Genomic DNA, 20,115 nt, shown 5'->3' on the forward strand with positions numbered 1-20,115 from the left:
GGACCTCCTAGTCCGTGAGCATGAAGGTGGCGTCCTGCCGGTCGGCCAGGGCCGAGCCGGAGCCGAGCGGGTCGATGCGCAGCGCGAACCCGGAGTGCCGCGGGTAGCGGTCGGGGAAGTCGTACGACTTGCTGCGATTCCACCGGGGCGGGCCCCCGAGGGAGATCAGCGCGTCCTTCTCGGCGGTGGTGATCGGGATGATGTTGGCGTGCTTCGAGCTGATGGGCGGCGTGTAGGCCCGCTGCCCGAGCGGCGACCACGGGTTGCCGTCAATGTTCGAGGTGCCGTTGCAGGCCGAGTAGATGACGGCGTACGCGTTGCGCGCCGGCACCTTGAACGCCTCGGGCGCCCACGAGTGCGTCGCCATGGTGTGCAGGCGCGCCCGGCGATGGTTCGTGAAGCTCGTCAGGTTCGCCGAGTCCCACACGTGGATGTACTGGTCGTTCTGATGGAAGACGCGACCCTTGAGGCCGGTGGCGAGCACTACGAACGTGCCATCCTGCTTGCGCAGAATGTACGGATCGCGCAGGCCCTGCGTGCCGGCGGCCGGGGTGACGACCGGCTCGTTCTGATTGAGCGGCGCCCACTGGAGACCGTCATCGCTGACCGCCAGGTGGAGCGCGTACCTGTCCCCCGACCGGTTGAAGTACCCCATCACGTAGGCGGCGCAGGAGGCGGCCTGGGCGGCGGGCGGCGGGGCGAGCGCGAGACCGAGAAGGACGGCGCATGAGACGGCGATCACGCGGCGCGGTGACACGGGAGACATCCTTCGGCGGGGCTGATCGAGGTTCGTGTGTTAGCGCTAACATCCAGATCCGGCGCGGCATGCGAACCGACGCCGCAAGGGGCTTCGGGTGACGTTCCCGCCGAGTGTTTACGTGAACATCACCCCTGTCAACCGCTCACTGCAACTTTTCAGCAACCGGCGAGGCCGCCCGCAGGGCGATGCGGGCGGCCCTTGGTCCCGAAGGTGTCAGCGGTGGCGGCGGACGATCACGAGGGCGACGTCGTCCTCGCGGGCGCCGAAGGCGGCGATCAGGTGATCGGCGGCCTCGTTCACGTCGTCCCCGATCTTGGAGGCCGCCTGGCGGGCGATCTCCAGGCTGTCGTCGAGGTACTTGTCGCGGTCCTCCACCAGACCGTCGGTGAACATCAGCACCGCGCCCCCCGGCGGCACGGTGACGTGGTCGATGCGGTAGATCTCGTCGGCCACGCCCAGCAGGAGGTTGCCGAAGCGGTCGTGGTAGCGGGCCGTGCGCACGCCCCCGCCGCCGATGTCCGAACCCGCGCCGTCCGAGCCCCCGCCGCCTGGCTGGCCGTCGTCGTCCAGCAGCAAGGGCGGGATGTGGCCGGCGTTGGCGATCTGGGCTGCGCCGGTGGCCGGGTCGAGGAGCATCAGGCAGACGGTCGCCGTCATCCGCCGGTGGTAGCGGCGGAGCACGTCGTTGAGCAGCGCCAGCGACTGATCCAGCTCGATCTTGCCGATGAGCGAGGCCCGCAGCGAGTGGCGCAGTTCGGCCATCACGGTGGCGGCGAGCAGCGAGTGCCCCTGGACGTCGCCGACCGCGAACAGCACCTTGCCGTCAAGCTCCAGCACCTCGTAGAAGTCACCGCCCACCTCGACGTTGTCCACGGCGGGCTGATACCGCCAGGCGATGTCGAGTCCGGGCACCTGCGGGACGCGGGAGGGCAGCAGGCTGCGCTGCAGCGTCAGCGCGATGGCGTGCTCCTCGGCGTACGCGCGCAGCGCCTCCACGGCCAGCGCGACCGCCTGGCCGAGCTGGCGCAGCATGCTCTCCTCGTCCTCGTCGAGCGGCGGATCGGGCTCGACGCCGAGCAGGATGGGCGGCCGGTCGCGTTTGGTGCGGGACATGACGGCCGTGATGTCGCGCCGCGCGGGGGTGTCGGGCGCGACCGCCGACCAGTAGGCGTGCGGTATGGTCAGCAGCTCCGTGCCGGGCTGCTGGCCGAGCGCCTGCCTGCCGAGGGTTTCCAGGGCGGAGGGCGGCGCGGTCCTGAGCGCGGCGGCGCCGTCGGGCGGCCCGGCGGTGAACCTGCGGGTACGCCCGTCCGGCGCGAGCGCCACCACCCCGGCGTGCCGGTTGAGGATCCGGCTGGTGCCGGAGACGGCGGTGGACAGCAGCTCGTCGAAGGTCTGGGCGGCGTTCATGGCCAGCGTGAGGTCGGTGAGCGCGCGCAGCCGCCCGGCCAGCCGCTCGGCGCGCTGCCGCGCCCGGTGGTAGCGCAGGGCCGCCTTGACGGTGGCCACGAATTCGTCGGGCTCGATGGGCTCGGCGAGGTAGCCGTCGGCGCCCCGGTGCAGCCCGATGGCACGGTCGGCGGCGGTGATGGCGGCGCCGGAGATCTGGATGACGGGGATGGACGCGGTCGCCGGGTCGCTCTTGATGCGTTCGCACACCTCGTATCCGGAGATGTCGGGCAGCCGTACGTCGAGCACGACCAGGTCGAGGCGCAGCTCGCCGATGCGCTGCAACGCCTCCAGCCCGCCGGACGCCTCCACGACCGCGTACCCGGCACGGCGCAGCCAGCTCGACAGGATGTACAGCTTGGCGGGGGTGTCGTCGACGACGAGGATCGTCGCCTCCCACGGCGGGACGTCAGGCATCGTCGCCTCCCAGCACCTGCCGGATCGCGCCCAGCAGCATGTCGCGGCGCAGCCCCTGCTTGGCGAGCACCGCGTCGGCGCCGGAGGGGTGGCGGCCGGCCAGCGCCATCGTGATCACGATCACCGGGACGTCGCGCAGCCGCTCGTCACCGGCCATGCGCTGCAGCACGGCCGCGCCGTCGAGGCCCGGCATCAGCAGGTCGAGCAGGGCGAGGTCGGGCGGTGCCGCGGCCATCGCGGCCAGCGCCGCCGTCCCGTCGTGGGCCTCGTCGATGTGCGCGGCGAACCCGGTCAGCATGCGCCGCAGCCCCGCGCGGAAGTTCTCATCGTCGTCGGCGATCAGCACGCGCCCCACCACGGGGACGTCGTCCGGCTCGTACGGCAGCCGCAGCACCGCCGTGGTGCCCGCACCCGCCTGGCTGGTGAGGGTGAGCGTGCCGCCCATCGCCTCGGCCAGCCGCCGCGCGTACGGCAGGCCGAGCCCGGTGCCTTTGACCCGGGTCTGCTCGGGCCCCGGCACCTGGTAGAACTCCTCGAAGACCCGCTCCAGATGCTCGGCGGGGATGCCGATGCCGGTGTCGGTCACGGTGAAGACCGCCTCGCTGGCCGCCGCGTCGTGGGTGACCTCAAGCAGCACCTCGCCCTCCTGGGTGAACTTCAGGCTGTTGGCCAGCAGGTTGCGCAGGATCCTGGTGAGCATCGCCTCATCGGCGAGCATGGCGAACGGCGGTGGCGGCACGCGTACCGCCAGCGTGACCCGTGCGCTGCCCTTGGCCGGCCACATCGTCATGCGCAGCCGCTCGGCCAGGGCGACGAGATCGACCATGGCGGCCTGCGGGTCGAGGCGGCCCGACTCGGCCTTGCCGATGTCGAGCAGCTCGCTGACCAGGGCGAGCAGCGTCTCCGCCGAGGAGCCGATCAGCTCGATCTGCCGGGCCTGCTCGGCGGCGAGCGGGTCGCCGCCGGGGCCGGTGAGCAGCCGTACGAGGCCGATGATGGAATTGAGCGGGGTGCGCAGCTCGTGGCTGACCGTGGCCCAGAACCGGTTCTTGGCGTCGCTGGCCTGCCGGAGCTGCATCGACTTCTCGTCCAGCTCGGCGTAGAGCGCGACGACGCCGCGGTTGGTCTCCTCCAGCTCGGCCGAGAGCTGGTTGTACAGCGCCATGACGCCCTGGTTGGTCTCCGCCAGCTCGGCGTTGAGCCGGCGCACCTCCTCCAGCGTGGTGGCGAGCTCGTGGTTCTGCTGGCGCAGCTCGTCCATGGCGCTCGCCGGGGCGAGGGCGTCGACCTGGGCGCGCAGCCGGGCGATCGACAGCGGGTGAGCGCCGCGCGGCAGGCGCTTGCGCAGCACGAGCCTGCCGGGGCGTACGCGGTCGACGGCGTCCATCGAGCCAGGCCAGCGTGACGCCCTCGGTGTCGTGGCCGTCCGCCTCCTCGGCGAAGCTCACCTCCACCACCAGCTCGCCGGGGTCGAGGGAGAAGGCGACGACCATGCCGGCGCCCCGCTCCATCGCGATCTCCCTGCCCAGCTCGCTGAGCGCGGTCGCCACCCGGATCTGGTCCTGCTCGGACATCTCCAGCGCGGCCGCGACCTCGCGGCCGAGCCTGCGCATGGCGAAGACGTCCTGGTCGTCGTCGACCCTGACGGTGGTCAGCCGGGAGGTGTTCACGGCGCGGTCCGTACGGCGAGCACGGTCGCGTCGTCGCGGCGCGTACCGGCGTCTCTGAGCAGGGCGGCGGCCACGACGGCGGGGGAGCGCGCGGACAGGCCCGGGAAGGCGGCGACGTCCCAGCGGTCGGTGAGCCCGTCGGAGTGCAGGACGAGCATGCTGTGGGAGGGGACGGCGTAGTCGTACTCGCGCAGCCTGTCGCGCTGATGCCCGGCGATGCCGGGCACGGAGATCATGCCCTGCCGGCCGTCGGGGTGCACGATCCAGCCCGAGACGTTGCCGAGCCCGGCGTAGCGCACCACGCCGCCGGCGCGGTCGAGGCGGGCGACGGCCACCGCGCCGCCTCTGGTGCCGCGCAGCGCCCGGTGGATGCGCTCCAGCACGGCCACCGCGGGCAGGTCGTGGCCGTCCTGGAAGACCCGCACCGCCTCGCGGGAGGCGGCCGCGGCGGGCTCGCCGTGGCCGAGGCCGTCGCACAGCATCGCGGTCACGGTCGTACCGGACTCGACGTAGGCGAAGGCGTCGCCGCAGACGGCCTCCTCGCCGATCGGGCGGGTCAGCCCGCCGGCCAGCGGCTCCGGGGGCTCGGCAGCGGCGGCGGTGAAGCACATGCTGATCACGGTGCCGCGCCCCGGCAGCGTGTAGACCTCGTGCGCGGAGGCCATCCTGGCGATGCCGCCGAGGCCGAGGCCGAGCGTGCCGGTGGTGGAGTAGCCGTCGCGCGCGGCGCGGGTCAGGTCACGGATGCCGGGGCCCTTGTCCATGGCGATCACCTCGACGGCGGCCTGCGCCTCGGGGTGCGACCTGATCAGCATCGTGCCCTCGGCGGCGTGCTTGACCAGGTTGGACGCGGCCTCGCTGACGGCGACGGCCACCTTGCCGCGCTCGTGCTCGTCGAGACCGCACGACTCGGCCAGCGTGATCGCGATCCTGCGGACCGCGCCGATGGAGCTGGCGTCCTCCACGCGCACCCAGGTCTCGTCCCGGGAACGGATCATCTGGCCCACTTCACCACCGTCACCTGCGTGCCCTCGCCCGGCTTCGACCGCAGGTCGAACTCGTCGACCAGCCGCCGCGAGCCGCTGAGCCCGAGTCCGAGCCCGCCGCCGGTGCTCCAGCCGTCGGTGAGCGCCTGGTCCACGTCGGGGATGCCGGGGCCCTCGTCGGTGAACGACAGCCGCAGGCCGTCGCGCAGGCCGTTGCTGACCACCTCGATGCGCACGTGCCCGCCGCCCGCGTACGTGAGCGCGTTGCGGGCGAGCTCGCTGGCCGCGGTCACCAGCTTGGTCTGGTCCACCAGCGACAGCCCCACCTGCTGGGCGCTGGTGCGGACCTGCTGGCGCACGATGACCACGTCGCTGTTGCCCGCGATGGCGAGCTCGATGGCGGTCGTCACCCGGGCACCGCTGCGGCACTGGTCGCAGGGCCGGTCAGGCTGCTCTCCTTGAGCATCGCGACGCCCTTTTCCAGGTTGAGCGCGGTACGCACGCCGCCGAGCGAGAGCCCCAGCTCGACGAGCGTGATGGCGACCGCGGGGCGCATCCCGACGACGATGGTCTCGGCGTCCAGCATCCGGGAGATGGAGGCGATGGTCGCGAGCATGCGGCCGATGAAGGAATCGACGATCTCCACGGCGGTGATGTCGATGATCACGCCGCGGGCCCGGTTCTGCACGATCGCGTCCGCCAGGTCCTCCTGCAGCATCAGGACGCTCTGGTCCTGCAGGTCGATCTGGATGGAGACGATCAGCAGGTCTTCGAGCTTGAGCACGGGGACACGATCCATCAGGCCCGCTCCAGCCCCACGACGACCTGCTTGTCGGCGCCTTGCTTGAGCTGCACGCCGCTGCGCCGCAGCGTGTACGCGAGCGCGTCGGCCAGCGTCGCCTTGGTGACGATGTCGCCGAACTCGATGCCGAGGGTGACGATGGTGTGGGCGATCTGCGGGCGGATGCCGGAGATGACGCACTCCGCGCCCATGAGCCGGGCGGCGACGACGGCCTTGAGCAGGTGCTGCGCGACCTGGGTGTCGACGGCGGGCACGCCGGTGATGTCGATGACGGCGTGCTCGGAGCCGGTGTCGACCAGCCCCTGCAGCAGCTTCTCCATGACGACCTGCGTACGGGCGGAGTCGAGGGTGCCGACCAGCGGCACGGCGAGGATGCCGTCCCACAGCTTGACCACCGGGGTGGACAGCTCCAGCAGCTGCTCGGCCTGATCGGAGATGATCCTCTCGCGGGCGTTGACGAACGTCTCGAACGTGAACAGCCCGAGGTCGTCGATGAGCCGCGACAGCCAGATGTAGCCGCGCAGCGCGGTGAAGTCCTCCTCGGTCTCCAGCGGCTCGTATGCGGCCTCCTTGAGCCCGAAGACGACGGAGGCGGTCTCAGAGGGCGTGAAGCCCTCCCTGGCCTGCGCTCTGGACAGGTCGGCGAGCAGGCCGCGCAGGTCGCTGGTGTCGCCGTCCCCGGCGAGCGAGTCGAGCAGCGCCTGGTAGATGTCGCGCAGCCGGCCGGCGAGCACGCCGCGGTCGGCCCGTCCGCCGACGGTGGTCACCGCGAGGTCGGTCCAGCGTTTGAGAATCGTCCGCTCCTGCTCGCGCAGGAGTTCGGCCATGCGGAGCCGGCCGGTGTCGGCGGAAGTGGTCAAGGTGTACTCCCCAAGGTGGGTGGATGAAGGTGGGGCGTGCGGTGAGCGGGGGCGGTCGGGGGTCATCGGGTTTTCCGCGGTGCACGTACGTGGTGCCGCGTAGAGGCCGTGGTGCCGCGTGGAGGCTCAGTCCAGGGCGGTGACGGCGTCCTCGACGGTGTCGTGGACGGAGAGCAGCCGGTCCAGGCTCATGATCTTGAAGGCGTGTGCGATGTCGGGTGCCAGCCCGGCCAGCGCCGCCTGCGCGCCCGCCTCCCTGGCTCGCTGGTGGGCGGCGACGAGGATCGAGACGCCGGTGGAGTCGCAGAACGCCAGCGCCGACAGATCGACCACCAGCGCGTCGCCGGGAGCGAGCGCCAGGTCGTCGACGGCCGCCTGCAGCCGGGGCGAGGTGTGGTGGTCGAGGTCGCCGGAGACGGTGAGGACGTGGAGGTGAGCCGAACGCGGCTGGTGGGTGACGGTGAGACCGGGCTCGTGCTGCACCAATGCTCCTGGAGGGCGGCGGGGGACGGATGATCCGGACCCGAGTCTCGCGACCCGGCCTGGAGCGATCTGCCCATTCTACGCACGGCCATACATGCCGCGGCCGTTCAAGTAGCACGGACGCAGAAGGGCCGGACCCGAGGGGTCCGGCCCTTTCATGCTCTCGACGAGCCGCGGCGTTCTCGTGGCCTGCTCAGAGGGTGGCCCTGGCGGAGGCCTTCCAGGTGTTGCAGGCGGCGGGGGAGCCGCTGTTGTAGCCACGGGTCATCCAGGCCGCCTGGGTGGGGCCGCGGCCGTGGTCGTTCTGCGGCCAGCCCTTGGCGCCGTTCTTCCTGAACCAGTCCACGGTGTAGTTCCACTCGCGCGAGCCGAAGTTCGGCTGGCCGCGCAGCGTGGACATGAAGACCGCGGAGAAGCACTCGGCCTGCAGCTCGGAGCGGCGGGACAGCGCGAGCTTCTGGGACTTGCTCGCACGGGCGGCGGCCGGCCAGTAGTAGCTCCAGATCCTGGAGATCTGCTGCACGTGGTGCCCGTACTCGTGGGCGATCAGCCGCGTGATGCCCAGCGGGAACGGCTGGCGGAGCTGCTGCTTGCTGATCCACATGTACATGGTGCGGTCAGCGGAGCAGTACACGGCCTCGGCGCCGGTGGTCCAGCGGCCGCAGGGCGTGTTCACCTTCCTGGTGACGATGCGCAGCCGCGGCTTGGAGAAGGGCATGCGCACCTTGCGGAACTGGGCGGCCCACGCCTTGTTCAGGCAGTTGGTCACGCGCGTCAGGAACCGCTTGTAGGCGGCGGTGCTGCCGCGGGGCAGGGACCCGGGCCGGCAGTTCACGTTGACGAAGCGCCCGGAGCGGTAGATCCGGTTGGCGGTCGCCAGCGACTTGTTGGCGAGCGCGGCGCTGCTCTGGGCGGCGCTGCTCTGGCCACCGGCCGGGGCCGGGACGGCCTGCGCGGGCGTCGGCGCCTGGGTCGCGGGGGCTGCGGAGGCCGAGGCGGATCCGGCCGTGACGAACACTTGCGAAGCCGTGGCCACGGTGAAGGCCAGGCCAGCGGCCGCGATGGCCGCGCGTTTGGAATGAGGAAGCTTGTTCATATGTGCCTAAAGACTAGGTCAAGTTTGGGCAGGTTGGGGCGGGATTGACAAAATTGGCACAAACGGATCGCCGAAACGCGTGTGACGGCTGAGGTTCGATCTTGGCCTGGAGCGCCCGCTCGCGTGGCCCCTGACGTGCTCGAAAGGCTCGGGCTTTACGCAAGGCGATAAACCGCTCATTGCGGGGGTGGCGGCGAGGGGGCGGGCTCCGGCCCGTCCCTTTGCCGTGCCCGCCGTTTCACCGCCCCCTTACCGGGCAGTCGGCGGCGGGAGGTGACCGCCATGCGGAAATACGGCGACAAGGGCGATGACGGGCGCGTGCCCGGAGGCGCCCCGCATCTGATCGGCGGCGGGCACCCCGGGACGCCCATGCAGGACGACGGGCCGACGTACGGGGTGGGCGCGGGCGGGCGTCCGCTGTGGAGCGAGCGCGACCGCGACGCCGAGCGCATCCGCGCGCTGCTGCGCAGGGCCGGCTGCGGCGGCTTCATCATCTCATCGGGCGAGGCGGGCCTGTTCCTGGTGACGTGCGTGGACCCGTACCCGGTGGCGGTGGGCAGGATCGGCACCGCCGTACGGGTGCTGACCAGAGCGGGCATGGCCGTCGCGCCGCGCGGGGCGGACACGCGGACGCTGCAGGTGCGGGTGACGACCTGACTTCCGGAGGAGGGATCAGGCTCCGGAGGAGTCGCGCCAGCGGCGCAGGATGGCCTCGTCGTCGCGGTCGCCGTGCCAGGAGGCCTTCTCGTCGATCGCGTGCGGCAGCCACTCCTGATAGTCGGGCGCCTCGGGGGTGATGTCGCGGGTGCCGTCGACGTGGGTGCCGTCGGGCAGCACGGTGGCCGCGGGGACGCGCAGGACGCCGCCGGCCAGCAGGATCGCGGTCATTGCGTCATCCCCTCCGTCCGCTGCGGCGCGTGTCGATCATCACGGTCTCGTACCCCAGCATAGCCGCCGGACTCCTCGCCGCCTCAGGCCGTCGCTCAGCCGATCCCGTACCGGCTGGCGAACCAGGTGTAGGCAAGCCGGGCGGTGTGCTCGTCGTCGAAGAGCTGGATCAGCCGCCGCGCCCGCCGTACCAGCACGCAGGCGAACGCCTCGGCGTACAGCTCGGTCACCGTCTCACGGTACGGCGGCGCCAGCCACCGCGCGCTCCTGGCGTGCAGCCCCATCCAGAACGGGCTCTGCGACGGCATGCCGTCCATGTCGTCGAGCGCGTGCCCCAGCTCGTGCGCCGCCACGCCCGCCGACGGCGACGGCACGCTGCCGACCCCGATGGCGCGCCTGGCCGGGTCGTAGACGCCGGCGCTGCGGTCCCACCAGCCCTGCTGGACCGGCAGCGAGGTGCCGCGTAAGTGCTCGAACCCCGGTAAGTCCGGCACCGACCCCGGCCCCACGATGATGCCGCCGTGCAGGTGATCGGCCAGCCGGTCGCCCAGGACGCGCGGCACCGCCGACAGCGTCATGATCGCCAGCAGCGTCTCGGCGGGCGGGAACGCGCCGGGATCCCAGGCCCGGCGGACGCGATCCTCGAGCGCGCCCACATGGAGCCAACCCGGCCGTCCCCTGCTCTGGCTGGCCACTCACGTCCCTGGTCATCGCTCTTGCACCGGCGCAGGGCGGACCGGCGGGGGAGCGACCCCGCCGGCACACCCGGCATGTGATCAAGAACCTTAGCCGTACGCGGCTCGCGCCGCATCTCCGGCGTCCTGGAACCCCGCCGCTCAGCGGGTGACGGAGCAGGCGTCGCGGTTGAGCGAGATCCGGGCGGGCAGCGAGGTGTCACCCGTGTGGCTGACGAGGTAACCCATGGTGACGCTCTCGCCCGGCTCGATGAGGGCGTTGTGACCGGCGTTCGCCGCGGTCACCATGTCGCCTCCCTGGGTGAGGTCGGTGTTCCAGTCGGAGACGATCGTCTGGCCCTGCGGGAGCGGGAAGCGCAGTGTCCAGCCGTCGATCGGCGTGTCGCCGGTGTTGGTGATCGTGAGGTCCACGGACATGCCGGTGCCCCACGCCCGCTTGGTGTACTCGACGTGGCAGGTCGGCTTCGCGCGCTCGAACGAGACGCGGTGCAGGCCGCCGGGCAGGTCGTTGACCACGTACAGCTCGCCCTCCGGCGTCGCGCCGAACGCGGTCACCTGCGTGGGCGTCTGGCCGATCTCGGCCTGGTCGTAGCCGCCCGAGCCGTCCTCGCGCAGCGCCCACACCGTGGACGAGCAGTAGTCGGTGGCGATATAGGTGCCGCCCACCAGGTCGGCGTACTGCCGGCCGCGGTACACCTGGCCGCCGATGACCGCGCAGCCGCCGGTGTACGGCGAGTACGTGAAGATCGGCTTGGTGTACGTGACGTCGTCGCGGCACTGCGTCTCGTCGAACACCTCCAGGCCCTCGTAGCAGGACCAGCCCAGGTTCGCCCCGGCCTGCGCGCCCGGCTTGATGTGGTTGATCTCCTCCCAGCGGCCCTGGCCGACGTCGGCGATCCACAGCGAGCCGTCCGCCCGGTCCACCGAGAAGCGCCACGGGTTGCGGCCGCCGTACATCCAGATCTCGCCGCGCGCGCCCGGCACGCCGGTGAACGGGTTGTCCTCCGGCACGCAGTAGGGCAGGTCGCCGCAGGTCCGGCTGACGTCGATGCGCAGGATCTTGCCGAGCAGCGTGTCCAGGCGCTGGCCGCTGTCGAACGGGTCGCCCGAGCCGCCGCCGTCGCCGATGCTCATGTAGAGCATGCCGTCGGTGCCGAACGTGATGTTGCCGCCGTTGTGATTGGTGTTCTCGGCGTGCTCCTGGGCCAGGAGGGGGTCGAGGGTGGCGTCGTCCATGTCGTACCTGGCGAGGGTGACCGCGCCGTCCGGCAGCGCCGTGTAGGCCAGGTACAGCTCGTGGCTGTCGGCGAAGTCGGGGGAGAGCGCGATGCCGAGCAGGCCGCGCTCGTTGCCCGACTCGTCAACCGATGAGGTGATGTCGATGATCGGGGTGGCGTCGAGGCCGGTGTCGGGATGGTAGACGCGTACGGTGCCGCGCTTCTCGGTGATGAACAGCCGGCCGGTGCCGTCGTCCGGCGCGACCAGGGCGGTGGGACGGTATAAGCCGAAGGCGACCTGCTCGGTGACGGTGTTGATCTCCTCGAGCGGCACCGTGGCGGCGGCGGCCGAGGCCGGGCGCTCCGGGGCCGAGGAGGCGGCGGTCGCCGGCGGGGCGCTGGCGGCGGTGAGGGACAGGGCGAGCAGCGCGGATGCCGCCCAGCGTTTTCCTGGCATGCGGGCTCCTGAGGCGGTGCTGTCGTGGGGAGCCGGTGGTTCCCCCGGGACCGGGCGCGTGCGGGGCCCGCGACGTCGCCGCACGGCGCGCGATCATGGCGGCAGCCTGGCGGGTCGCGCGCTCCGACGTGCCCTGACGGACCGTACAAGGTCATCGGGTGCCGTTACCAGGGTCGCGATCAAGCGGAACGGGCCCGCGCGGGCTCTGCCCGCTGACCAGCCGCGATGCGGATCGGCTCGGCGCAGGCCGATGAAACTTACATCGCGGCGGGGGGAGCGGTCATGCGGCTCAGGCACGTGCGGCCGGACGGCGGGACCGCGTACGTGCGGGCAGGTCGGCCAGGACCGCGTCCGCCGCTCGCCGTCCGGACACCAGGGCGCCCTGGAGTGAACCGGTGTCGCGGTGGTCGCCGCACACGTACAGGCCGTCGCGCAGGCGTACCGGCTTGCGCAGCGGATAGGGCGGCGGCATCGCGGGCAGCGCCGCCGGGATCCGGTACGTGGCCACGTGCTCCCAGCCGTCCGTACTGCCGTAGATCTCGGCGAGCCGCCGCCGCACGACAGGCTCGTCGGCGTCCAGGCCCAGCACGGAGGTGGACACGAGAGCGCGCCCGTCCATCGAGTACTCCGGGGCCGCGTCGGTGACGACCAGGGTGTCGGTGATGATGCCGGTGGCGTCCACGATCTGGGTCGGCTCGCCCATGGGGGAGCGGGGAGCGGCGTGGTAGAACGTCGTCACCGACCGCATCGGCGGCACCTCGATCTCGTCGAGCAGCCGCCCTGCCGCCTGCGGGTCCGCGGCCACGACCACGGCGGAGCCGCTGATCGTGGTGCCGTCCGCGAGCCGTACCCAGCTGTCCGACACCTCGACGACCTGCGCTCCGAGCGTGATCGTGCCGGGTGGCAGCCGGTCGGCGAGCCGGCGCGGGATCTCGCCCATGCCGAGTGCGGGCAGGCCGATGGTGCCGCGCGCGAACGACCGCCACAACAGGTGGAAGACCCGGCTGGACGTCTCAAGCTCGCGTTCGAGCAGCACGCCCGCGAGGAAGGGGCGCATCAGGCAGTCGATCATCTTCGGCGACATGCCCCAGGCGCGCAGCTCCTCGTCGGTACGCCGCTCGCGCGCGTCGCGCAGCACCTTGCCGGGCATGGCCAGGTCGCGGGCGGTGACGGCGGACAGCACGGCCTTGTCCTTGAGCGTGCCCACTCCCGCCATCAGCGCGCTGAACGCGTGCATGGGGTGCCGCCACGGCAGCATGACCCTGGCGCTCGCCCTGTGACCTCGCACGATCACGCCGGAGGAGAACGCCCGCAGGTCCAGCGCTTTGATGTCGAGCACGCGGCGGGCCTCGGGGTAGGAGCTGATGAACACCTGGTAGCCGCGGTCCAGGCGGAAGCCGTCCTTGACGTCCGTACGCACCCGTCCGCCGACTCCGTCGGACGCCTCCAGCACCCGTACCGGTACGCCCGCCTCGTGCAGGTGTACGGCGCAGGCGAGCCCGGCCATCCCGGCGCCGACGACGATGACGGGCTCGGTCGTTCCCCGTTCGCTGTCCATGCGCAGGCATCTGCCCGGCGAGGACCCGTACTAACGAATCTACAATGTAAAGGCGTCGGGTTGTTTATGCACCCCCTGACCACCGGACAAGAACACTGCACCGAAGGGTAGGGGCTTCCGACCTGCACGATCCTTTCCGCTCCGGCGGACGGGCGGCTCTCAGGGGAGGGGCTCGGCACCAGGCGGTGGCCGGCCCGTGGGAGCGGCCGGTGGGAGTGGCCGGCGCGAAGCGGTGCGGCGCCGAGCCGAGCGGTGCGAGCGAGCCGAGCGGTGCGAGCGAGCCGACCGGTGCGAGCGAGCCGACCGGTGCGAGCGAGCCGACCGGTGCGAGCGAGCCGACCGGTGCGGGCAGGTCGACCGGTGCGGCCGGAGTCAGCTGGAGCCGGCCGGAGGAGGCTGGAGCCGGCCGGAGCAGGCTGAAGGAGGCGGAGCCGGCAGGAGGCGGCTGGAGCGAGGCGGCTGGAGCGAGGCGGCCGGAGCGAGGCGGTGAGCCGGGGGCCGGTGGTCAGGCGGAGTGGGCGCGCTCGTGGGCCTCTTCGAGTGAGGCGCCTTCGAGGAGGGCCGCGATGCCGCTGGTGAAGCGGGGGCAGCCGGTGATGTCGTCGTGGGAGCAGGCCAGGCCGTGGGCGATGGCGGTGCGGGCGGCCTGGGCCTGGGCGATGCGGTGGTCGAGCTCGGCGAGCTTGCGCTGGTAGAGCTCGCGCCAGCCGGTGCCGTCGGAGGTGCGGGCGGCGAGGAAGGTGGCGATCTCGCGGAGCGTGAAACCGACGCCGCGCAGCAGCAGGACGAGGCCGACCAGCTCGACGGTGGACGGCGGGTAGCGGCGCCGGCCGGAGACGCGGGTGGGGGCGGGGAGCACGCCGAGGTCTTCCCAGTAGCGCAGCGCTGAGGTGGCGACGCCGGTGCGGCGCGCCAGCTCGCCGATCGTCAGGTGCTCGGCCATTTGACTTCAAGCGTACGTGAAGTCGTTGACTGCGGCTCATGAGGATGACGAAGGTTCTCTGCAGGATCGGGTGGTCGCGGCGCTGGTGAGTCAGGCGCATCGGCCGCGTGGGGCGTTCGGGTGGCTGGAAGGGGCGCTGTTCGCGTACCGGCCGTCCAACAGGAAGCGGAACCGGTGGGCGGTGTCGCTGCTGGAGGTGCGGCCGGCGGATCGGGTGCTGGAGGTCGGGTTCGGGCCGGGGGTGGCGATCGCGGAGTTGGCGCGGCGTGCGGTTCGGGGGCGGGTGTTCGGGGTGGATCACTCGGCGACGATGGTGCGGATGGCGGCGTGGCGGAACGCGGCGGCGGTGCGTGCGGGGCGGGTCCGTCTCGTGGCGGCGTCAGTGGAGCGGTTGCCGGATTTCGGGGGTCCGCTGGATGTGATCCTCGCGGTGAACAGCGTGGGGTTCTGGCCTGAGCCGGTGGATCGGTTGCGTGAGCTGCGTGGGTTGTTGCGGCCTGGCGGGCGGATCGCGCTGGTGAGCCAGCCGCGCTGTCCGGGCGCGAGCCGGGAGACGACCGTGCGTGCGGCGAGGGAGCTGCGGGACCTGCTGGAGCGGGCGGGATTCGCGGGGTTCCGGGTCGAGACGCTTGAGCTGGATCCGCCGGTGGCGTGCGTGCTGGCGGTCAATCCTGGCTCGTCGGTGTCGTAAGCGGGTGTTGTGGATCGCCTGTGTGATCTTGTGGTGTCGTGATCGTGCTGGTCGCGGGCGGTGAGCGACGCAGCTCAGCCGGCCGCTGAGTGGCGGCTGTACCCATGCCAGAGGGCGGCTCCCGCGCAGATGAGGCCGAGCAGGAACGGATGGACGGCGCCGCGTTCGATGAGGCCGACGAGGATGTTGGCCCCGGAGATGAGGTCGGCGAAGTAGGCCACCATCGAGACCAGGCCGATCGCGCCGGCGGTGACCAGCGTCCGCCCGAGTTTCGGGGAGAGCCCGACGCGTTGGTGCATGCTCCCGAGCGCGATGGCCAGGACGTTGCCGCCGACGAAGCCTGCCAGGGCGCCCAAGGCGTGGAAGTCGCCGGTGCCGTCGTTCATCGCCTCGCCGGATCCGGGGAACAGGCCGAGCAGGACGCCGCCGGTGGCCAGCAGCGTCGCGGGGGCAAGCGCTGCCCAGCGGTGCTGGCCGCGTAGACCGCGCAGCACGGCCGCGCCGGCCAGAATCGTGATCCCGAACAGGAAGAAGCCGGTGTTCATCACCCATGCCAGCGGTGAGTACATGTACTGCCCGAACAGTGTCGAGGGCCCGTGGACTCCGAGGTTGCTGATGAAGTGGTAGGTGTAGCTGTAGGGCGGGTCGGTCCATGCCGCGGCGGCGATGAACTCGGCGAGTAAGAAGATCGTCGGCCCCGCGATGAGCAAGGCTCCCGCGGTTCGGTGCTCCCGAGGCCGGTGCGCGTGGGGGGTGAGCACTTCAAGTTTTGTGCCGTTCGCGGGGTCGTTTCGTGCGAGGTTCGAGAACGGGTTGATGTCGCCGGCCATGGTCATGGTCCTTTCGGTGCCGGCGCTGTGCGCCGGGGTCGGGGCGGGTTCGTGCCGAGTCGACGCAGCAGGGGGATCCGAGCCATCCGATAACTTCACTCGCACACTTACTACACCGAGACTACTTTTACTGTCAATGTAGTTGTAGTTCGGCACTAGTAGGATCTGGTCATGGTTGACGGAACGGCCATGGGACGGCGGGAACGCAAGAAGGCGGCGACGCGGGCGGCGATCCTGGACGCGGCAACGGCGCTGTTTCTCGAGCGCGGCTTCGACGGGGTCAGCGTTCGCGAGATCGCCGACAAGGCGGATGTCTCACCCAAGACGGTCTTCACGCATTTCCCGCAGAAGGAGGCGCTTGTCTTCAGCGACGAGGACGAACGGCATGAGCGCCTCGTGGCCGCGGTCAGCGGCCGGCCGCCGGGGACGACGATCTCCGACGCGCTGAAGGCGCACTACCTCTCCGAGATCGCCGCGATGAGGTCCGGGCCCCAACGCCAGATCCTCACCCTCATGGAAGAGACACCGGCCCTGATCGATTACGCGGAGAAGATGTGGTTCCGCCATGAGGGCGCCCTCGCTGCCGCGATCGCCAAGGAGCTCGGGCTCGCGGAGCCGAACGACGAGATCCGGTTCTATGTCCGTTTCGCCCTGCAGATCCAGCTCAGCGCCATCAACGCGGCAGATCCGGAAGCAACCATCGATGCGGGGTTCCGGCTTCTCGATGAAGGCTGGGCACGCTACCACGAGGCCAGAGGCCAGAGCGCATCCGGGTGAAGGTTCGCGAGCGGTGGCCTCGCCGAGGCGGACGGAGGCCACCGGTCACGGGGGCTTTGCCGGGGCCCGCAACACTGAGTGCATCCGTTGCCGACCAGACCCCTGATCGCGTCCACGACGTCGCGTCGGTCGTGCGTCCCGGGCCGGCTCGGCACCCGATGGACCTGCTCATCTTCGGGCCGGGTGGCCGCGTGCGGAGCGGCCGTCGCAGGGGGCCAGACCAAGTACGAGAGAAAGGGGCAGTGAGGCGCTGAGCCGCGGCCCAGAGGGCAGATGCGTCGGATGATGTGACCCTCCGGATGGGCTTGGTTGCGGTTTGGTGAACGAGATCTCTGGTGAGGGTCATCATCGCTACGGTTTCCGGGGTCTGGACGCCGGGATCGAGGCGAGGGACGGCCTGGGATGACGTGGATCGAGCGGACCGCCTATCCGCAGTTCAAGCGGCTGACGTCGGCGCGGGTGCTGCATGTGTTCTTCACGCCGTCGACGGAAGAGGTGGACTGGGCTGAAGAACGGACAGGCAGCCCGGAGTCGCGCTTCGCGCTGGTGCTGGCGTTGAAGTGCTTCCAGAAGATGGCGCGCTTTCCGTCCCCGGACGAGATCCCCGACGTGGTGATCGACCACGTCCGGCGCTGCTTGGAGCTGCCCGAGGACGTCTGGCCGGATCATGGCGCCTCCCGCAGCGCGAAGGCGCATCGCAAGCTGGTGCGCCAACGTCAAGGCGTGAAGTACGACGCGGGCCGGGCCCGGGCGATCGCCGCGGTGGCGATCCGGAAGGCGGCACAGGCCAAGAACAACCCGGCGGACCTGATCAACGTGGCGATCGAGGAGTTGCTCCGGCTCCGGCTGGAACTGCTCGGGTACACGACGCTGGAGGACCTGGCCACGAGCATCCGCGCCGAGGTGAACGCCACCATCTTCGCCACGATCCTGCGGCGGATGGGTGAGGCCGGCCGGGCCCGGATGGAGGGTCTGCTGGTTGTCGGGCCGGACGGCAAATCGACGTTCAACCGGCTCAAGAAGCCCGCCCAGCGGGCCACCTGGTCGCGGTTCCGTGATCAGGTGAAATGGCTGGACCAGGTGGACGCACTCGGCGACACCGACGCCTGGCTGGAGGGCATCGCGCCGTCGAAGATCACCGACTTCGCCGGTGAGGCCGACACCCAGGACGCCGACACCTTGTCGCGCTACGATCCGGTCAAGCAGGTGGCGCTGCTAGCCTGCCTGACGCACACCGCCCGGATGCGGGCCCGCGACGACCTGGCCGAAATGCTGTGCAAGCGGATGGCCGCCCACGTCAAACGGGCCAAGACGGAGCTGGAGGAGATCCGCGCCCGCCAGCGCGCGACCAGCGAGCGGCTGATCGGCACCTACCGTCAGGTGCTGGAACGTCTCGACCCCGACAGCGAGACCTCGGCCGCCGGACACGAGGCGGTGGCGCGGGCCGTCGAGGCGGTGACCTCGTGCGCTGGTAACGCCGGGCAGGTCCAGGCGCTCAGCGAGATGCTGTCGGCGCTCGTGGTCCAGACCCACAGCGTGCAGGCGGTGCGGGCGGCGGTGGAGCAGGCCGGCGGGTTCGCCGCCCAGCTGGCCGACATCGAGGAGGTCGCCGCCTTCCACGGCGACGCGCACGAGCTGCTGGTGTACCGGTTCTTCAAAAAGGACCGGCCGGCGCTGTTCGAGCTGACCAGCAAGCTGCGGCTGAAGGCCACCTCCAGCGACGATTCCGTGCTGGCCGCGCTGGCGCACGCCCGCGAGCACTCACCCAAGCGGCGCGACTTCATCCCGCTGCCGCCACCGATGGAGGAGGAGCCGGAGTCGGGCATCGCGTTCGCCTCGGGCAACTGGCGGCGCGCGGTCACCGACCGCAGACGGCCCGGCATGGTGGCGCGGCGGCACTTCGAGGCGATGGTGTTCTGCTACGTGGCCGAGGAACTGCGCACCGGGGACGTGGCCGTGCTCGGCTCGAACGAGTACGCCGACTGGGGCGCCCACCTGCTGCCTTGGGAAGACTGCCAGCCGAAACTGGCCGCCTTCTGCGAGAAGGTCGGCCTGCCCGACACCCCTGCCGGCTTCGCCGCCCACCTCAAGGACGCCCACCTGAGCGCGGCCGCGCACCTGGACGCCGGCTACCTCGACAACGCCGACCTGGTCATCGACGACAATGGCGTGCCCACCCTCAAACGCCGCCGCGGCAAGGGCAGCGATGCCGAGGCCGAACGGCTGGCGGCCGAGATCGAACGGCGCATGCCCGAACGGTCGCTGCTGTCGATCGTCGCGCGTACTGCCCACTGGCTCACCTGGTATCGCCACTTCGGGCCGGCCTCCGGCTCCGACCCCAAGATCAAGGACAAGCTGGGGCGGTACTCGCTGGCCGTGTTCACCGGCGGCATCAACATCGGCCCGTACGAGGCGGCCAAACACATCGCCGGCGTCACCGCCCGCGAGCTGTCCATGGTGCGCAACCGGCACATCAGCCTGAAGAAGCTGAACGCCGCGATCGCCGATGTGGTCAACGCCTTCGCCGAGCTGGACGTGATCAAGGCCTGGGGGGATGGCAGCACGGTGGCCGTCGACGGCACCCAGGTGGACACCTACATCGATAATCTCCTGGCCGAGACCAGCATCCGGTACGGAGGATTCGGCGGCATCGCCTACCACTACATCTCTGACACCTACGTGGCGTTGTTCTCCCGGTTCATTCCGTGCGGGGTGTGGGAGGCGGTGCACCTGATCGAGGGGCTGCTGGCGAATGCCTCCGACATCCAGCCCTCCACGGTGCACGCCGACACCCAGGGCCAGAACTTCCCGGTCTTCGCCCTGGCCACGTTGTTCGGGTTCGACCTGATGCCGCGCATCCGCAACTTCAAGGACCTGATCTTCTTCCGCGCCTCGGAGAAGATCGCCTATCCGCATATCGACCAGCTGTTCGGCGAGAGCGGCCGCAACGTCATCGACTGGAAGCTGATCGATAAGCACTGGGTCGACCTGATGCAGGTGGCGATCTCCATCAGTGAGGGCCGGCTGAGCTCGGCCACGCTGATGCGGCGGCTGCGGTCCAACTCCCGCAAGAACCGCATCTACAAGGCCTTCCGCGAGGTCGGCCGCAGCGTCCGTACCGTCGCCCTGCTGCGGTATCTGGCCGATCCGGCGCTGCGGGCGCGCATCACCGCGGCGACCAACAAGGTCGAGTCCTACAACGGGTTCTCCAAGTGGCTCGGCTTCGGCGGCGTGCTGGCCGACAACGACCCCGAAGAGCAGGAGAAACTGATCAAGTTCAACACCCTGCTGGCCAACCTCGTCGTCTTCCACAACGCCCTGGACATCTCCGACATCGTGCGTCAACTGGTCGCCGAGGGCTGGGAGATCACCGCCGACCAGCTCGGCCAGATCGCCCCGTACCTGCGGGCCCACATCAGCCGCTTCGGCGCGTACGCCACCGACGAGCTCCGTCATCGGCCGGATCCGTTCGACCCCCTGCTCAAAGAGGTCGACTTCACCGACGTCGAGCTGGCCGCGTGATTTTCGGCGTGCCG

Annotated in this window: 20 protein-coding genes; 5 read left to right on the plus strand and 15 right to left on the minus strand. The window is 70.9% G+C overall.

Annotated features, from left to right (window positions below; translation table 11 throughout):
• Nucleotides 1–7 precede the first annotated feature (7 nt).
• From WBK31_RS14320 to WBK31_RS14330, 3 genes are all read right to left on the minus strand, one after another.
• The gene (locus WBK31_RS14320) at nt 8–757 is read right to left on the minus strand and encodes a hypothetical protein (protein WP_406675004.1); all 750 of its coding nucleotides are present in this window, start codon (nt 755–757) and stop codon (nt 8–10) included.
• A gap of 216 nt (nt 758–973) precedes the next feature.
• Nucleotides 974–2,626: a SpoIIE family protein phosphatase gene (locus WBK31_RS14325; protein WP_406675005.1), complete on the minus strand. Its 1,653-nt coding sequence runs from the start codon at nt 2,624–2,626 to the stop codon at nt 974–976.
• Nucleotides 2,619–4,013, minus strand: a complete 1,395-nt coding sequence (locus WBK31_RS14330; protein ID WP_406675007.1) for a hybrid sensor histidine kinase/response regulator — start codon at nt 4,011–4,013, stop codon at nt 2,619–2,621. The genes WBK31_RS14325 and WBK31_RS14330 overlap by 8 nt, the downstream gene beginning before the upstream one ends.
• Nucleotides 4,014–4,027: 14 nt before the next feature.
• On the opposite strand from WBK31_RS14330, the gene WBK31_RS14335 reads away from it, so the two are divergent.
• Nucleotides 4,028–4,354: a hypothetical protein gene (locus tag WBK31_RS14335; protein ID WP_406675008.1), complete on the plus strand. Its 327-nt coding sequence runs from the start codon at nt 4,028–4,030 to the stop codon at nt 4,352–4,354.
• On the opposite strand, the gene WBK31_RS14340 is transcribed toward WBK31_RS14335, so the two are convergent.
• The 6 genes from WBK31_RS14340 to WBK31_RS14365 all read right to left on the minus strand — a co-directional run bounded on the left by WBK31_RS14340 (nt 4,293) and on the right by WBK31_RS14365 (nt 8,523).
• The gene (locus tag WBK31_RS14340) at nt 4,293–5,294 is read right to left on the minus strand and encodes an ATP-binding protein (protein WP_406675009.1); all 1,002 of its coding nucleotides are present in this window, start codon (nt 5,292–5,294) and stop codon (nt 4,293–4,295) included. The two genes, WBK31_RS14335 and WBK31_RS14340, sit on opposite strands and share 62 nt — an antisense overlap.
• Nucleotides 5,291–5,692 carry an anti-sigma regulatory factor gene (locus tag WBK31_RS14345; protein ID WP_378789174.1) on the minus strand — a complete coding sequence of 134 codons (402 nt, stop codon included), beginning with the start codon at nt 5,690–5,692 and terminating at the stop codon, nt 5,291–5,293. Before WBK31_RS14345 ends, WBK31_RS14340 begins: the two co-directional genes overlap by 4 nt.
• Nucleotides 5,689–6,081 carry an STAS domain-containing protein gene (locus WBK31_RS14350; RefSeq protein ID WP_364050592.1) on the minus strand — a complete coding sequence of 131 codons (393 nt, stop codon included), beginning with the start codon at nt 6,079–6,081 and terminating at the stop codon, nt 5,689–5,691. The genes WBK31_RS14345 and WBK31_RS14350 overlap by 4 nt, the downstream gene beginning before the upstream one ends.
• On the minus strand, nt 6,081–6,944 hold the full coding sequence (locus WBK31_RS14355; RefSeq protein WP_364050595.1) for an STAS domain-containing protein: 864 nt from the start codon (nt 6,942–6,944) through the stop codon (nt 6,081–6,083). Before WBK31_RS14355 ends, WBK31_RS14350 begins: the two co-directional genes overlap by 1 nt.
• 126 nt (nt 6,945–7,070) lie before the next feature.
• Nucleotides 7,071–7,427, minus strand: a complete 357-nt coding sequence (locus WBK31_RS14360) for an STAS domain-containing protein (protein ID WP_364050598.1) — start codon at nt 7,425–7,427, stop codon at nt 7,071–7,073.
• Nucleotides 7,428–7,620: 193 nt separating this feature from the next.
• Nucleotides 7,621–8,523, minus strand: a complete 903-nt coding sequence (locus tag WBK31_RS14365; RefSeq protein ID WP_378789171.1) for a neutral zinc metallopeptidase — start codon at nt 8,521–8,523, stop codon at nt 7,621–7,623.
• Nucleotides 8,524–8,805: 282 nt separating this feature from the next.
• Here WBK31_RS14365 and WBK31_RS14370 point away from each other — a divergent pair, with 282 nt between their 5' ends.
• Nucleotides 8,806–9,180 (plus strand): hypothetical protein, encoded by a 375-nt coding sequence (locus WBK31_RS14370; protein ID WP_364050604.1) that lies wholly within the window; start codon nt 8,806–8,808, stop codon nt 9,178–9,180.
• Nucleotides 9,181–9,195: 15 nt separating this feature from the next.
• On the opposite strand, the gene WBK31_RS14375 is transcribed toward WBK31_RS14370, so the two are convergent.
• From WBK31_RS14375 to WBK31_RS14395, 5 genes are all read right to left on the minus strand, one after another.
• Nucleotides 9,196–9,411 carry a hypothetical protein gene (locus tag WBK31_RS14375; RefSeq protein WP_378789169.1) on the minus strand — a complete coding sequence of 72 codons (216 nt, stop codon included), beginning with the start codon at nt 9,409–9,411 and terminating at the stop codon, nt 9,196–9,198.
• A 95-nt stretch (nt 9,412–9,506) separates the two neighbouring features.
• A complete protein-coding gene (locus WBK31_RS14380; protein ID WP_364050610.1) occupies nt 9,507–10,067 on the minus strand; it encodes a hypothetical protein in 561 nt (186 codons plus the stop codon).
• 180 nt (nt 10,068–10,247) lie between these two features.
• The gene (locus WBK31_RS14385; RefSeq protein ID WP_406675010.1) at nt 10,248–11,780 is read right to left on the minus strand and encodes a PQQ-dependent sugar dehydrogenase; all 1,533 of its coding nucleotides are present in this window, start codon (nt 11,778–11,780) and stop codon (nt 10,248–10,250) included.
• Between the two features lie 289 nt (nt 11,781–12,069).
• Nucleotides 12,070–13,338, minus strand: coding sequence for an NAD(P)/FAD-dependent oxidoreductase (locus tag WBK31_RS14390; RefSeq protein ID WP_378789165.1), 1,269 nt, complete (start codon nt 13,336–13,338; stop codon nt 12,070–12,072).
• 505 nt (nt 13,339–13,843) lie between these two features.
• Nucleotides 13,844–14,281 (minus strand): MerR family transcriptional regulator, encoded by a 438-nt coding sequence (locus WBK31_RS14395; RefSeq protein WP_364050619.1) that lies wholly within the window; start codon nt 14,279–14,281, stop codon nt 13,844–13,846.
• Between the two features lie 16 nt (nt 14,282–14,297).
• Between WBK31_RS14395 and WBK31_RS14400 the strand changes: the two genes are divergently transcribed.
• Nucleotides 14,298–14,972, plus strand: coding sequence for a class I SAM-dependent methyltransferase (locus tag WBK31_RS14400; protein ID WP_406675011.1), 675 nt, complete (start codon nt 14,298–14,300; stop codon nt 14,970–14,972).
• Between the two features lie 74 nt (nt 14,973–15,046).
• Here WBK31_RS14400 and WBK31_RS14405 read toward each other — a convergent pair whose 3' ends face one another.
• On the minus strand, nt 15,047–15,802 hold the full coding sequence (locus tag WBK31_RS14405) for a DUF998 domain-containing protein (RefSeq protein WP_406675012.1): 756 nt from the start codon (nt 15,800–15,802) through the stop codon (nt 15,047–15,049).
• 171 nt (nt 15,803–15,973) lie between these two features.
• On the opposite strand from WBK31_RS14405, the gene WBK31_RS14410 reads away from it, so the two are divergent.
• Nucleotides 15,974–16,579 (plus strand): helix-turn-helix domain-containing protein, encoded by a 606-nt coding sequence (locus tag WBK31_RS14410; protein ID WP_364050628.1) that lies wholly within the window; start codon nt 15,974–15,976, stop codon nt 16,577–16,579.
• Between the two features lie 402 nt (nt 16,580–16,981).
• The gene (locus WBK31_RS14415; RefSeq protein WP_378789024.1) at nt 16,982–20,101 is read left to right on the plus strand and encodes a Tn3 family transposase; all 3,120 of its coding nucleotides are present in this window, start codon (nt 16,982–16,984) and stop codon (nt 20,099–20,101) included.
• Nucleotides 20,102–20,115: the final 14 nt, after the last annotated feature.

Source organism: Nonomuraea sp. N2-4H (assembly GCF_045291505.1).
In the GTDB taxonomy this organism is placed as follows: domain Bacteria; phylum Actinomycetota; class Actinomycetes; order Streptosporangiales; family Streptosporangiaceae; genus Nonomuraea; species Nonomuraea fastidiosa.